Genomic DNA, 14869 nt, shown 5'->3' on the forward strand with positions numbered 1-14869 from the left:
GCGGTTGACGGTTGTGTCCCTCTCGCGGTTTAATTTCCTCCCCCCCCCCCCCTACGCCTTTTTGGCGACCCGGCCGGCGGCACCGCGTCAAGGCGGGAAAGCGTGCCTTGACCCGGCACCACCGGCCGTGTTCTGGCTTCGGATCGGGGCGGTGGGAGGGGTCTGGGTGGGTGCAGGTCTGGTCTTCAGCGTGCTGTTTGGGCCGGTGGGCGCGTGAATGCGGCGCTCCGGCTTTGCCGGAGCCCTGCCCGGGCGGCCGGACCGCGTCCGTGAGCCGGACCCTGATCGTGGGCCGGCCGCAACCAAGACCGAGCCCCGGCCCAAGACCGAGCCCAGGACCGCGGCCCGCCCCAGGACCGCGCCGAACCCGTACCTACCAGTTCGCCGGCCACACCACCTGGGCCGCGCCCTGGCCGCGCCGCACCGGTTCGGCCGCCGCCAGCCAGCGGCCGTCGCGCAGGCGCTCCACTCCGGTCGCCGCTCCGATCTCCGCCGGGGCCGTCGAGAAGCCCTGGCCGCGGGCCTTCAGGTCCGCCGTCTCCGGCTGGTCGAGGAAGGCCTGCTCCACCTGGGCCGCCGCCGAGTTGCGCTGGGATGCCCGCGGCGCCGCGATCGCGTCCTCGAGGGACAGGCCGCGGTCCAGGCGGCCGAGGATCACCTGGAGCACCGTCGTGATGATCGACGCGCCGCCCGGCGAACCCGTCGCGAAGAGCGGGCGGCCGTGGTCGAGGACGATCGTCGGGGCCATCGACGAGCGCGGCCGCTTGCCCGGGCCCGGGAGGTTCGGGTCCGGCACGCCCGGCGTCACCGGCGTGAACGAGAAGTCCGTCAGCTCGTTGTTGAGCAGGAACCCGCGGCCCGGCACGACGATGCCGCTGCCGCCTTCCTGCTCGATCGTCAGCGTGTAGGCGACGACGTTGCCCCACTTGTCCGCCACCGTCAGGTGCGTCGTGTTCTCGCCCTCGTACGGGGTGGGCGCCGCCGCCGAGCCCGCCGCGCAGGCCGCCGGGTGGCGGGGGTCGGCCGGGGCGACCGGGCTGGTCGCCGCCTTGTCCTTCGAGATCAGGCACGCCCGCGAGTCCGCGAAGCGCTGGCTCAGCAGCTCGCGCGCCGGGACGTCGACGAACGCCGGGTCGCCGATCCAGCGGTTGCGGTCGGCGAAGGCGAAGCGGGTCGACTCGAGGAAGTACTGCAGGTAGTCGGCCTTGCTCGCGTGCTTCAGGTCGAAGTTCTCGAGGATGTTCAGCGCCTCGCCGACCGTCAGCCCGCCCGACGACGGCGCCGGCATGCCGTAGACATCGAGACCCTCGTAACGCGCATGGGTCGGGTCACGCTCGATCACGTCGTACGCCGCGAGGTCGCCGGTGCTCAGCTTCCCGGGCCGGACGTTCAGCGTCGAGGCCGGGTCGACCGGCGGCTTCTGCACCGTCTTGGCGATGTCCGCGCCGATCGGCCCGCGGTACAGCGCGGCGACGCCGGACCGCTCGAGCTGCGCGTACGTGGCGGCCAGGTCGGGGTTCCGGAACACCGTCCCCGGCGCCGGCGGCGCGCCGCCCGGCAGGTACAGCGATCGCGTCGACGGGAACGCCGAGAACCGCGCCGCGTTGTTCGCGATCTGCGTCTGGAACGTCTGGTCGACGACGAAGCCGTCGCGCGCGAGCTTCTCCGCGGGCTTCAGCGACTTCGCCAGCGAGCGCGTCCCCCACTTGTGCAGCGCCTCGGCCCAGGTCGCGGGCGTGCCGGGGACGCCGACGCTCAGGCCGCTGGTGACGGCGTCGGCGAACGGGAGCGGCTTGCCGTTCTCGACGAAGAGGTTCTCGTCGGCGGTCTTCGGCGCGGTCTCGCGGCCGTCGAGGGTGTGCACGCGGCGGGTCTTGGCGTCGTAGTAGACGAAGAACCCGCCGCCGCCGATCCCGGCGGAGAACGGGTCGGTGACACCGAGCGCGGCGGCGACCGCGACGGCCGCGTCGACGGCGTTCCCGCCGTCGCGCAGGACCTGCGTGCCGATCGCGGTGGCATCGGCGTCGATGCTGGCCACGGCACCCCCGAAGCCGACGGCGACCGGCGACTTCGGCGTGGGTGTGGCGGCGACGGCGGGCGCGGCGACCCCGGCGGTGAGCACGGCGGCGACGGCCAGGACGAGCGTGGTGCGACTCCAGTGCGCGGGCATGCGGGCGAGTCTGCCCCTTGGTCAAGACGGCTTCAAGACGCCAACCGACTTTTGCCCGGTTCTGGGAATCCTTCCCGCCCGGAACACTGGGGGGCGGAGATCGCTCAGCGACGTGGAGGGAAACCCGTGCGCCTGTCCGCCCTGCTCCCCTTGCTTTCCGCCGTGCCGATGTTCGTGCTCCCCGGCGTCGCCGCGGCCACGCCGGCGCCGAGCTGCTTCGACACCGCCGTCCCGCTGACCGTGGAGGAGCAGCGGCTGACCGCGACGATGCCGGCCGGTGGCCCCGCCGTCGGCCCCGAGCTGGTCCGGCTGGCCGGGTTCGACCCGCTCGTCGCCGAGGTGAAGCACGACCTCTGCGCGGCACGCACCCCGCGCCGCGCCGAACGGGTCGTCACGCGGGCCGGTGACCGGCTGTGGCGGACCGCCGTCGACCGCGCCCAGGGCCGCCGTCCCGCGCCGGGCACGCTCGACCGGTTCGACGACCGGCCCCTGTACTGGGCGCGGCTCCAGCTGAGCAGCGCGATCCGGCAGTGGACGCCGTCGTTCGCCGTACCGGACCGGGAGGCGCTGCTCACGGCGTTCGACCACGGCTCCCGCGGCCTCGACGACGTCCGGTTCCCGCTCGGGACCACGCGGCGGGTCATGGTCAGCGGCTTCGACCCGTTCCAGCTCGACGGCTCCGGCGTCCGGATTTCGAACCCGGCCGGGGCGTCGGCCCTGCAGCTGGACGGGCGGATCCTGGCCACGCCGTCGGGCCCGGCCGTGGTGCAGGCGGTGACCTTCCCGGTGGTGTGGGGCTACTTCGACACGGGCATCGTCGAAGCGGCGTACGGCACGGCGTTGCGCGACCGGGCGCGGCAGCCGGACGTCATCATGACGATCAGCCAGGGCCGCCCGGGCCGGTTCGACATCGAACGCTGGGCCGGCGCCTGGCGCGGCGGCTTCCCCGACAACAACAACGTGCCGGTCACCGGGGGCGTGCCGCCGGCCGCGGGCTGGCCGCAGCCGGACGTCCAGTTCATCGAGACGACGCTGCCGTACGACCGGATGCTGGCCGCGCCGGCCGGCACCTACCCGGTGAACTTCAACCAGGCGTTCTGCGTGTGGCCGGACGCGTCCCACCCGGGCACCGGAACCCCGGTGTGCCGCTCGGACGCCCCGGCCGCGGGCGAGCTCGCCGCCTCCGGCGGCGGCGGCAACTACCTGTCCAACGAATCGATGTTCCGCAGCAACCGCGTCCGCCTCGGCCTGGGGCGCACTTCGGTGGCGGGCGGGCACCTGCACACGCCGGTGCTGGGCCAGCCGTCGGCCCCGGAGGCGTTGACGGACGCGGACTTCGAGGCCCGCCGCCGGGCGATCGCGGACCAGGTGGTCACCTTGACGACGGCCGCCGCGAGCGGTCCCGGCAGCGCTGCGCCGCCGTCGGTCACGGAATCGCCGCGCGCCGCGCTGGATTCGTTGCCCGGCACGGTGCTGCCGGGCTGAGCGCAGGCCACGCCGACTGAAGGTGGTGCGCTACTCCTGGTCGGTGTGGTCGATGGCGATGCGCTGTCCCGGCTTGCCTTCGGTGTAGCGGATGATCCCGACCGTCTGCCGGGCCGGGGTGCCGCGCGCGGTGAAGCGGAGGTCCTCCTCGGCGCCCGGCACCGACAGCGGACCGTGGAGGTTGCCCAGCTGGGTGCGTGCGGCCCTCGCGCGGGAGGACCGGCTCTTCGGGGCGGTCTCGTAAGCGGTCACCATCGTGCGCAGGGCGTCGTGCAGGGAGATCGCGTCCGCGGCGGCGGCGCCGGCCGGGTCCGAGCCGGTGCCGGCGAACGCTTCCCGGTAGCGCTGGTACCGCGGTGACGTCTCGCCGTCCGGGCCGGGCAGCGCCGACCAGCCGGCCGGGACGAACGCGGTGACCGACACCTTCGCGGCGGCGAGCCCGGCCCGCAGCTCGGGCCCGAGGCGCTCGTCGACGGATTCCGGGACGTACACCTCGACCGGGTCGGTGCACGACCCGGCGGCGAGCGACGCCAGGAAGGCCGGGAGATCGGTCGCGCGTCCGGCGAAGAACACGGATTCGACGCGGCCGGCGCAGATCCCGCGGGTGACGACCGCGAACCCGGCCGGCGACGCGTTCCCGGGGAGGTAGCCGAACGTTTCCAGGGTGCCCGGCCGCGAGCCGATCTGCTCGGCGATGTCCGTCTGCAGCGACCGCGCGTAGAGGTTGCCGGGGTCCCCGTCGGCGACCAGCACCCGCGGCCGCCACTGCGCCTGGGTGGCGACGTAGCGGCTCATCACGGCCACGAGCTGCCGGTTGGCGGGCCGCACCCGGACCACGCCCGGCAGGGTGGTGGCGTCGAAGTCGTCCGCGGTGGCGATCCCGGCTACCACGGGCAGGCCGCGCGCGCTCAGCTCACGGACCGCGTCGAGTGTCGACGCCGAGCTGACCCCCATTCCGATCACGCCCACCGGGTCGCTCGTGGCCAGCTGCCCGACCACCGGTTCCCACGCGGCTCCCGACGCGCCGGTGTTGGCCAGCAGCAGCTTGACCCGTGACCCGGACCGGTTGGCCTCGACCTGGGCCGCGTGCGCGCCTTCGAGCTGGTGCCGCATCGAGTCGACGGTGAGCGCGCCGGTGCCGGCCACCGGGAATGGCGCGAGGAACGCCACGGTCGCCGCGAAATCGCCCACGCGCTGGTTCTCCGCGACGATCCGGCGTTCGACCGCGGCCAGCTCCGGCCGGAACACGTAGCTGCCGTCGGTGACGCCGACGCACTCGTCGCCGAACGACACGCTGCTCGAGGACTGCATGCCCCTCGGGCACGGCCCGCCCCACAGGCTCCTGGCAAAGACCGCCACCGAAGTACCGGCACCGAGAACGGCAACGGTGGCGAGGGCCACCAGCCGCCGGCGCGTCCGGCGGCGGCGGGCCGTGCTCGCGTCGAGGAATTCCCGCGACAGCGCCGGCAGCGGCGGCTCGTCCGGCCCGGCCAGCTCGCCGGCGAGCGCCAGCCGGGTTCCCCGGTACAGCAGGCCCGGCCGCCGGTCCGCCTGCTGCCAGCGCTCCGCCGCGGCCGCCAGGCTCCGCCGGACCAGCAGCGACTGACGGCCCTCCTCCAGCCACGTCCGCAGCCGCGGCCACGCCTGCAGGACAGCGCTGTGCGCCAGCCCGGCGGCGTCGCCGTCCACGACGACCAACCCGGCCGCGACCAGGGCGTCCAGCACCGGTTCGGCACCAGGTCCGAGGTCGTCGAGCAGGGTGTCCCGCGGGGCCAGCCGGCGGGTGACGGCCGTTCCCTCGCCGACCGCGGCCATCCGCAGCACCAGCGTGCGCAACACCGCGCGCCCCGGCTCGTCGAGCCCGGCGTGCACCTGCTCGGCCGAGCTCTCCACGGCCCGGGCCACCCGGCCGGACCTGGCGTACCCGGTGACCGTCAGCAGCCGCCCCCGGCGGTGCACCCACGTCTCGCGCAGGGCGTGCGCCAGCAGCGGCAGCACTTCGCCCTGCTGCAGGTCGAGCCCGTCGCCCCGGTCCGCCGCGAGGGCTTCGGCCTGGGCCTGGACGTCCTGGAGCACGATCGGCACCAGCCCGGCCTGCAAGGTCAGTCCCGCGGCCGCGGCCGGCGCCTGGACCGCCGTGCCGAGCTCGTCGCCCGAAAGCGGGCCGAGAAGGACCTGATTGCGTTCCAGCGCTTCCCGCAGGGCCGGGAACGCCAGGCAGTGGCGGTAGAAGTCGGCCCGGAGCCCGAGCAGCACCACGGCGTCGCCCAGCCCGCCGGTGATGGCCGCGACGAAGCTCTCCCGGTCCTCCGGGTCGGCGCACTCGGTGAAGACCTCCTCGAACTGGTCGACGACCAGCAGCACCGGCGCCGTCCCGCGGTCGCCCAGCGCCGTGTACAGCGCGGACAGCGGACGCGGGCCCGGCGTCATCAGCACCGGAGCGCGCTCCGGGCCGTCGAAGCCGCCGCCCGCGAGCCCGGCCGCGACCCCGGCGCGGATCAGCGACGACTTGCCCACGCCCGACGGCCCGACCAGGACCAGCGGCGGATCGCCCGGCTGCGCCTTGCCGATCCGGTCGAGCACTTCGCGTGTCTCGCGGGTGCGGCCGAAGAACCAGGCCGTGTCGCCGACGTCGAACGCGGCCAGCCCGCGGTAGGGGCAGACGTCTTCGTCACCGGTCACGGCGGAGTCCTCGCGGCCGTCCCCGTCCGCACCGAGCCGGTACGCCGGGTTGGGCGCGAGCACGAACCCCTCGGCGACCTCGGTCGCGAGCCGGCGGGGGCGGGGAAACCCGCGCGCGGGCAGCATTTCGCGGAGGTAGGCGTGCACGTGCTGCAGCGTCAGGTCGCGGGGGCCGTCCGGATCGCCTTCGGTGAGCAGGCGGATCAGCTCCCCGCCGAACGCGGTGTGCCGCTCCCCGACCGGCGCCAGCGCGGCTTCGTTCGCCCCGGCCGCCGTCAGGACGTAACCGCCGTGGATCCGCGACAACCCGGTCGCCTCGGTGCCCGCCGTGTTCCCCAGCGTCGTGAACGCGCGCCCGGAGTAGCAGCAGTCCAGGACGACGACCTTCACCCGGGCCGGGCTTTCCAGCACCGCGTTGCGCACCTGGGCGTAGGGCGCCGCGGTGTGCGCCAGGTAGCCGGCGCGCCGGTCGGTCGCGGCCGTGGCCAGGTACAGATCGCCGTCGAGGGAAACCAGCCCGTGGCCGCAGAAGTAGACCAGCAGCGCGTCTTCCGCGGCCGCGGTCTCTTCCGCGAGCGCCTCCCCGAACGCGAACGGCTGCGCCGGATCGAGCAGGACCCGGACGTTTTCCGCCGCCATCCCGCACCGCTCGACCAGCACCGCGGTGAGGTCGGTGAGCGTCGTGCGCACGGCCGGGATCGCGTCGAGCCCGTCGGCGCCGGGGTTCCCGGTCGCGCACCCGGTCCCGATCAGGACCGCCCGGGCGCGGGCACCACGCAGGTCAGCCACGCCGCCTCGCCGTGGCCCGCCGGCCGCTCCCGCTGTCACCCACGCAGAGCAGTATCTCTTCGCGGCCACCCCGCGTTACAGCATTCCGGCGCCCTCTCACCGGCTGCCGCCACAATGGGTGATACACCCACCCGAAATCAGCTCGATCACGGAATTGTCTTCGCATTCTGGCCGCCGGAATCCGGTCGTACACTGGCCGGATGGGCAGCCAGGAGCAGCGTGCACTCGATTCTCTCTACGCGGTCGACAATGTGCTGACGATCGATATCACGATGCCGGCGGCGGACTGGGATGCCGTGCGCACCGAGCAGCCCGCCGGCGGGGTGTGCAACTTCGACTGGACCGGCGGCAGCCGTTACACCTGGCGGAAGGCGACCTCGGTCGAGCTGTCCGGGACGAAGTTCCCCGCGCGGACGTCGTTCCCCGACGTCGGGGTCAAGAAGAAGTCCTTCTGCGGCTCGATCAGCAGCGGCAAACCCTGCCTGCACCTCGACTTCGGGAAGTTCTCCGACGCGAACAAGGATCCGGTCCGGAAGCTGATCGGCTCGCGGTACCTGACCCTCAACAACTCCGTCCAGGACCTCTCCTACCTCCGGCAGCTGCTCGGCTACAAACTGTTCGAGCTCGCCGGTCTTCCCCATTCGCGGGGCAATTACGCCCAGGTGCGGGTGAACGGCGTGCCGATCGGGCGGGGCGAGGCCGGGGTCGACAGCCCCGGTGTCTTCGTGAACGTCGAGCCGATCATGCCGCGGTACATCGAGCGCAACTTCGGCAACCTGAACGGCAACCTCTACGAGCTGGAGCACAAGGACGACTTCGTCGACGGCCGGTTCCCGTTCATCGGGGTCGAATCCCTGTCGAAGTTCGACGACAAGGCCGATCTGCGGTTCGCCATCGACCACATCGCCGCGCACGGGCTGGCCGGGGCGAGCGAGGTGTTCGACCTCGACCAGTTCGTGAAGATCTACGCGATGGAGTTCTTCCTCAAGCACTGGGACGGCTACACCCGCAACACCAACAACACCTACGTGTACAACGACGTGGACGCCGTCGCCCAGCCGGGTGTCGGCGACATCCGCTTCAAGCTGATCCCGTGGGGCCTCGACCAGACCTTCCAGCCTGCCCGGCACTTCCGGCTCGACACCGCCGGGCTGCTCGCCAAGCTCGTGCGCGACGACGCGGGACGGCGGGCGCAGGTGGTCGACCAGATCCGCGGCTACCGCGAAACCGTCTTCGGCTTCCAGACCCAGCAGGAGGTGCTGAAGCCGCTGCTCGACGGCATGGCCACGCTGCTGACCGGGTTCGGCGTGCCCGACGTGCCCACGCAGCTCACCGCCGTGCGGAAGCAGCTGCGGCTCGCCGCGTCCGCCGGTTACCTCCGCGGCGGCCTGCCCGGCGCCGCCGGGGCCTACGTCCGCGACGACGTCACCAACGACTGCCTGCACGCCAGCCGCAGCGAGACCGTCCCCGCCGTGGCGGGCGAGCCCGGCGGCGGCGAGGTCGTCCACCGGCTGCGGCCGGCCGCAGTCGACGAAACGGACCTGTGGTGCTTCGCCCCGCTCGGCGGCGGGCAGTCGGTGAGCAGCAAGGCCTCCGGCGCGTCCCTGTACGCGACCACGACGACGTCGAGCCAGGGCCACCAGCTGCTGTGCACGCGGCCGGGGGACAACTCCGGCCACGCCGAAGAGTTCTCGGTGACCCCGGTCGACCCGGTCGGCGACGAATTCGGGTTCAGCGGTTACTTCACGCTGACGAGCGTCCGGACCGGGCTGGGCGCGGCGTTCGGCACGGATCCCACGGCGGCCGGGAAACCGCGGGTCCACCAGGACCCCGCGCCGTCGAAGCTGTATTTTTCCTGACTCACAGAACCGCGTAGCCGCCGGCGTCGTCGACGATCAGGATCCGCTGCCTGCCGTCGGCCGAAAACGTCGTGACGCCCTCCGGTTTCGCGGCCCGGTGGAAGGTGACGTCGAGCAGGGCGGCGTGGTCGTCGGCGCGGTGCCACGTGCCGAGCCGGAACGGCGCGTCGCCGTCGCCGGCCGAGCGCCCGAGCAGGAGCAGGAAATCCCCCGCGGCACCGGAAACGTCCCGGATCCCGTGCACCACGTCCGGCCGGGGCAGGCCCACGTGCACCAGCGCGGGAGGCCCGAGCAGCGCGGTGGTCCACCGGTCCCCGGTGAGGTCGGCGGGCACCCGGACCAGCGTGACGCGCCCCGGGGCGGCGGGTCCCCGCAGGCCGAACAGCAGCGCTTCGCCGTCCCAGGCCAGGCCTTCCACGTTGAGCCCGCCCGCGTCCGGTTCCCGCCGCCCGGCCGCGGCGAGCGCCGGTTCGCGGGCGAGCAGCCAGTCCCGGAACCCGGCCATCGATTCCGCGGGCAGCTCACCGCCGGGCGCGTACCGGACGCGCACGAGGCCGTCACAGATCCGGTTCCCGCCCGCGAGGCACAGCGAAGAAGCGACGATGAGGAAGATTTCCCCGTTCACGTCCACCCGGGCAAGGCCTTCGGGATCCCGCAGCATTCCCTTGCCCAGCCCGGCCAGCGGGCGCCGCCGAATGCGCTCCACTTCGACGAAGTCGTGATCGAACGTCATTTCGAACAATGCGGTGGGGTCTTTGTTGTCGACGAAGACGAACCGCCGGGAGCCCACCTGCGCCACCCCGGAAGCGTTGAACGGCTCGTTGCCGTTCCGCTCCGGGAAAGGGATCGGCCGGATTTTCGTCACGGACCCAAAATACGCCGCTCAGCCGCGCCCTTGCCCGATCAGCTGCGGCGGATTGCGGACCGGGCCCTGCAGATACGCCCGGATCTTCGCGATGTCGGCCAGGTCCTTGGGGCGCCGGAGTTCCAGCTTGTAGCGCAGTACGTCGCTCGGGCGCGCCCAGCGAAGTCCCCCGATGACTTCCGCGCCCGCCATCAGCTCACCGACGTTCCACCGGGGCGTGATCCACCCCGCGGAGAACTGGATCCGGCCGCGGCGGAACAGCCACACGGGATCGCCGCTGTAGGCGCCGACCCCCGGGGTGCCGGCCCGCTCGGCCCAGGCCAGGACGTCGCCGCGGGCCACCACGTCCAGGTCGCGGATGGTCGTCCGCAGCCCGTGCGCCAGCAGGGGCGCGCTGCCGAAGACGACGAACTGGTCGGGATCGAGGTCCATCGCCACGAGCTCGCGGACCAGCCGGTTCCGGAAGAGCCGGTCCGGGTCAGGAGTGGTCGCCACGGCTGTTCCTCGTCGTCGGTTTGCGCAGCGGGCCCCGGCCGAGCAGGCCGGCCAGTGCGTCGATGATCGCCGGCCGTTCCGCCGGCTTGCTGTTCCGCAGCGCGGCCTTGACCATCAGCAGCCGGACGACCTGGTGCACGACGGTCCCGAGCACCACCGCGGCGAGCGCCCAGGCACTCGAGGTGTGTTCCAGCGCGGTCAGCACGGCCGGTCACCACGAAGAGGTGGGGTGGCCGCCGGCGATCCGGCGCAGGGCTTCCGGGTCGGTGACGCGGAGCAGGAGACGGCCGGTGTCGATCAGGCCGCCGTCCTTGAAGACGCGGACGATCTTCTTGGTCGCTTCCAGCGACGAGCCGCTGAGGGAGGCCAGGTCCTTCTGGCTCAGCCGGACGGTCGGGACGCCGTCGACGACCTCGCAGATGTCGTTGCGGACCAGTTCGGTGAGCGCCTTGGCGATCCGCCGTTCCATCGCGAGGTCGGAATCCGAGATCTTCCGCGTGGCCTGCGCGAGGCGTTTGCGGACCGCCGTGTGCAGGGCTCGCTCGGCCCGGCGGTGCCGGTCGAGGAACTTCAGCAGTTCGGCCGCGGGAACGTGGAGCACCTCGACGTCGCCCCAGGCGATCACGGTCGCCGAGCGCGGTTCGTCGTCGATCACGCCGAGCTCCCCGACCGTCTCCCCCGGTCCGCGGAACGCGATGATGCGGGCGGGCCGGCCGGCGGTGACCTTCACGTGCCCTTTGCGGATCAGCAGCAGGAAGTCACTGGCCTCGCCCTCCCGCATGAAGACGTGGCCGTCACCGCGCCGGAGGACGCTGCCCACCCCCTCGAGAGTGTGGATCTCCTCCTCGTCGAGAAGCCATCTGCTCTCGTCAACGGGTACTCCTGCCATGGCTTGAGTGTACAAATACCCTTTCGAAGGGGCAAGAGGACTCAGATGAGGTCCAGCGGGTCGAGCTGGATGCGGATCGGTTCCGTCGCCTTCTTCGCGTCACGGCGGGCCGCCACCGCGTGGATCGACGCCGCCAGGGCCTTGCCCTCCGCTCGTGACACCCGCACCAGGGCCCGCTCGCGGTCCGCGTTGCCCTCCTCGTCCAGCTCGCCGATCGGGACCGGGCCCAGCACCTCCCCGGACGGCGGCAGCGGCAGGTCCTCCAGCAGGGCCGCCACCGCGTCCGGGCTGCCCTCCACGCTCGCCATCCGCATCGCCGGGGGGAAGCCGAGCTCGCGGCGCTCCGCCAGCTCCTGGGCCGCGTGCCAGGCCGGGTCCCAGCGGACCAGTGCCTGGACCACGGCCAGCCCCGCCTCGGCGCCGACGATCACGCGGCCACCCGCAGCGGCCGGGCGCACCAGGGCCGCCGCCGCCATCCAGCGGCGCAGGGCCTCCTCGCCCGCCCGCAGGTCCTGACGGCCCAGCAGCGCCCAGCCGTCCAGCAGCAGGGCCGCGCCGTAGCCGCCCTCGGCCACCGGCTCCGCGCCCGGCGTGCACACCACCAGCGCCGGCTTGCCCGGCACCGAGTCCAGCACCTCCGCCGCCCCCGACGTGCGGACGGGGATCCCCGGGAACGCGCGGCCGAGCTCCTCCGCCGTCCGCTTCGCGCCGACGATCACCGCGCGCAGCCGGACCGAGCCGCACGCCGTGCAGCGGAACGCCGTTTCCGGGACGCCGCACCAGCGGCACGCCGGCGGCTTCGGCTGCCCGTCGAGCGAGCCGCCGGGCAGGGCCAGCGGACCCGCGCACCGGCGGCAGTGCGCGGGCGTGCGGCAGTTCCCGCAGGCCAGGCCGGGGACGTACCCGCGCCGCGGCACCTGCACCAGCGCCGGGAGGTCCGCCGCGAACGCCTGGCGTGCGGCCTCGAACGCCACCGCCGGCAGGCGCGCGACCCGGGCGGCCTCGTCGCGGGCGACGTCGAAGTCCTCGCCGACCGGCGTGACGCGCGGGGCGGCGGAGCGCAGCACCGTGCGGTCCGCGAGCACCGGCGCGGCCCAGCCGGACTCGACGAGCAGCTGGGCTTCGGCCGTCCGGGCGAACCCGCCGACCAGCAGCGACGCCTTCGCCGCGTGGGCGCGGTCCATCAGGACGTCACGGACGTGCGGGTAGGGCGCGTGCTGGTCGAGGTGCAGGTCGTCACCGTCGTCCCAGACGGCGAACAGGCCGGGGTCGTGCACCGGCGCGAACATCGCCGCCCGGGTGCCGACGACCACCCGCACCGCGCCACGCAGCACCGCCAGCCAGCGCCGGTACCGCTCGGCGGGCCCGAGCCCGGCGATCAGCGCCACCACCGCCTCTTCGCCCACGACCGCCGCGCAGGCCGCGTGCACCCGGGTCAGGTCCCGGTGGTCCGGCACCACCAGCACCGCGCCCCGCCCCGCGGCGGCCACCGCACCGGCGGCCTCGGCGAGCCGGCTCGGCCAGTCCTCGCCCGGCAGGGCCTGCCAGACGGCGTTCGCGGGCTTGCCCTCGGCGAGGGCCTCCACGAACGCGGCGCCGCGCTGGTAGCGCGCCCAGGCCGTGGTGTCCGGCGTCGCCGGGGGTCCCGCCGGCGGGACCGGCGGTTCGCCTTCGGCCTTGGCGTGCCGCGGCGGGATCGCGAGCCGCAGGACGTCGGACAGCGTGCCGCCGTAGCGGTCGGCGACCGCCCGGCACACCGCGTGCAGCGACGGCGGCAGCACCGGCTCGGCCGAGGTCACGCGGTCCAGGAACGCCAGCTTGCTGCCGTAGTCGCTGGTCTCGCCGCGTTCGATCAGGTAGCCGTCGACCAGCTGCCCGGCGAACCGCACGCGGACGCGGCAGCCCGGCACGGCGGTTTCGTGCAGCTTTTCCGGGACGAGGTAGTCGAAGGTGCGGTCCAGGTGGGCCAGCGGGATGTCGACGACGACCCGCGCGACCGGCCGCTCGGGGGCGGGCTGCTGGGCGCCCTTCGCCTTCTCCCCCGGCTTCGGCTTCTTCCGGGCACGCGAGGGGGCCGCCTGGGGCGCAGGCGGCTGCTCCGGGAGGTCCCAGAGGGCAGCGGGCTCGGAGCTACTCACGCCGTGATCTCTACCAGACCCCACCGACAGCCCGCCCGGAGAGGCATCACGCGTGACCGCAGTGGCCTCTCGCGTGACCGGAGGGGTATCACACGAGATGCCCGCCCAGTCACGAGTGATGCCCCGCTGATCACGCGGGATTCCCGCCGGATCACGCCCGGTTCCCCGGGAAACGGCGGAAGGCCGTCCCCGGTCGGGGGACGGCCTTCCGGCGGGCGTGCGTCAGGCGCCGGCCGCGGCCTTGAGGGCCTCGGCGCGGGCCGTGCTCTCCCAGGGGAGGTTCAGCTCGGGGCGGCCGAAGTGGCCGTACGCCGACGTCGGGGCGTAGATCGGGCGCAGCAGGTCGAGGTCGCGGATGATCGCCGCCGGCCGGAGGTCGAAGACCTCGGTGATGGCCTGCTGGATCTTCGACGGGTCGACCGTCTCGGTGCCGAACGTCTCGACGAACAGGCCGACCGGGGCCGCCTTGCCGATCGCGTACGCGACCTGGACCTCGGTCCGCTGGGCCAGGCCCGCGGCGACGACGTTCTTGGCCACCCAGCGCATCGCGTACGCGGCGGAGCGGTCGACCTTGGACGGGTCCTTGCCGGAGAACGCGCCGCCACCGTGGCGGGCCATGCCGCCGTAGGTGTCGACGATGATCTTGCGGCCGGTCAGGCCCGCGTCGCCCATCGGGCCGCCGATGACGAACCGGCCGGTCGGGTTCACCAGCAGGCGCGCGCCGGAGGTGTCGATGCCCAGGCCCTCGAGCTCGGGGCCGACGACGTGCTCCTTGACGTCGACGCTGAGCATCCGGTCCAGGTCGATGCCGTCGGCGTGCTGCGAGGACACGACGACCGTGTCGAGCCGCACCGGCTGGTCGCCAGCGTACTCGATGGTCACCTGGGTCTTGCCGTCCGGGCGCAGGTACGGCAGCACGCCGTCCTTGCGGACCGCGGTCAGCCGCTTCGAGAGCCGGTGGGCCAGCGCGATCGGCAGCGGCATCAGCTCGGGGGTGTCCGAGCAGGCGTAGCCGAACATCAGGCCCTGGTCGCCCGCACCCTGGCGGTTGATCTCGTCCTCGTCCGACTCCACGCGCGACTCGTACGCGGTGTCGACGCCCTGGGCGATGTCGGGCGACTGCGAGCCGATCGCGACGTTGACGCCGCAGGAGTTGCCGTCGAAGCCCTTGGCGGAGGAGTCGTAGCCGATCTTCAGGATGACGTCGCGGACGATCGTCGGGATGTCGGCGTACGCCTCGGTGGTCACCTCGCCGGCCACGTGCACCTGGCCGGTGGTGATCAGGGTCTCGACGGCGACGCGGCTGCGGGGGTCCTTCGACAGGAGACCGTCGAGGATCGAATCGCTGATGGCGTCGCAGATCTTGTCGGGGTGCCCTTCGGTCACCGACTCCGAGGTGAACAATCTGCTGCTGGACGCGGTCACGGTGGCCGTCACTTCCTCACCTAGTCGTCGGATGCCCGGAAAGTTAGGCACCCCTTACCTGTGCAAGCGTAC

The 14869-nt window shown here is 73.4% G+C and carries 10 protein-coding genes; 2 read left to right on the plus strand and 8 right to left on the minus strand.

Annotation, left to right across the window (positions count from 1 at the left end):
- Positions 1-373: 373 nt before the first annotated feature.
- Complete coding sequence (gene ggt / locus ACWED2_RS14910) at positions 374-2170, minus strand: gamma-glutamyltransferase (RefSeq protein ID WP_449691022.1); 1797 nt, start codon at positions 2168-2170, stop codon at positions 374-376.
- 126 nt (positions 2171-2296) lie between these two features.
- On the opposite strand from ggt, the gene ACWED2_RS14915 reads away from it, so the two are divergent.
- Complete coding sequence (locus ACWED2_RS14915) at positions 2297-3655, plus strand: hypothetical protein (protein ID WP_449691023.1); 1359 nt, start codon at positions 2297-2299, stop codon at positions 3653-3655.
- A 30-nt stretch (positions 3656-3685) separates the two neighbouring features.
- On the opposite strand, the gene ACWED2_RS14920 is transcribed toward ACWED2_RS14915, so the two are convergent.
- Positions 3686-7126, minus strand: a complete 3441-nt coding sequence (locus ACWED2_RS14920; RefSeq protein ID WP_449691024.1) for a caspase, EACC1-associated type — start codon at positions 7124-7126, stop codon at positions 3686-3688.
- A 200-nt stretch (positions 7127-7326) separates the two neighbouring features.
- Between ACWED2_RS14920 and ACWED2_RS14925 the strand changes: the two genes are divergently transcribed.
- A complete protein-coding gene (locus ACWED2_RS14925) occupies positions 7327-8985 on the plus strand; it encodes a CotH kinase family protein (protein WP_449691025.1) in 1659 nt (552 codons plus the stop codon).
- Position 8986: 1 nt separating this feature from the next.
- Here ACWED2_RS14925 and ACWED2_RS14930 read toward each other — a convergent pair whose 3' ends face one another.
- The 6 genes from ACWED2_RS14930 to metK all read right to left on the minus strand — a co-directional run bounded on the left by ACWED2_RS14930 (position 8987) and on the right by metK (position 14797).
- Complete coding sequence (locus ACWED2_RS14930; protein WP_449691026.1) at positions 8987-9850, minus strand: DUF3616 domain-containing protein; 864 nt, start codon at positions 9848-9850, stop codon at positions 8987-8989.
- 18 nt (positions 9851-9868) lie between these two features.
- Positions 9869-10345 (minus strand): hypothetical protein, encoded by a 477-nt coding sequence (locus ACWED2_RS14935; RefSeq protein ID WP_449691027.1) that lies wholly within the window; start codon positions 10343-10345, stop codon positions 9869-9871.
- On the minus strand, positions 10329-10550 hold the full coding sequence (locus tag ACWED2_RS14940) for a hypothetical protein (RefSeq protein ID WP_449691028.1): 222 nt from the start codon (positions 10548-10550) through the stop codon (positions 10329-10331). Before ACWED2_RS14940 ends, ACWED2_RS14935 begins: the two co-directional genes overlap by 17 nt.
- Positions 10551-10556: 6 nt before the next feature.
- On the minus strand, positions 10557-11234 hold the full coding sequence (locus ACWED2_RS14945) for a Crp/Fnr family transcriptional regulator (protein ID WP_449691029.1): 678 nt from the start codon (positions 11232-11234) through the stop codon (positions 10557-10559).
- Positions 11235-11275: 41 nt separating this feature from the next.
- The gene (locus ACWED2_RS14950) at positions 11276-13372 is read right to left on the minus strand and encodes a primosomal protein N' (RefSeq protein WP_449691030.1); all 2097 of its coding nucleotides are present in this window, start codon (positions 13370-13372) and stop codon (positions 11276-11278) included.
- A 222-nt stretch (positions 13373-13594) separates the two neighbouring features.
- The gene (gene metK, locus ACWED2_RS14955) at positions 13595-14797 is read right to left on the minus strand and encodes a methionine adenosyltransferase (RefSeq protein ID WP_449691191.1); all 1203 of its coding nucleotides are present in this window, start codon (positions 14795-14797) and stop codon (positions 13595-13597) included.
- Positions 14798-14869 lie beyond the last annotated feature (72 nt).

Source organism: Amycolatopsis sp. NPDC005003, from assembly GCF_053600695.1.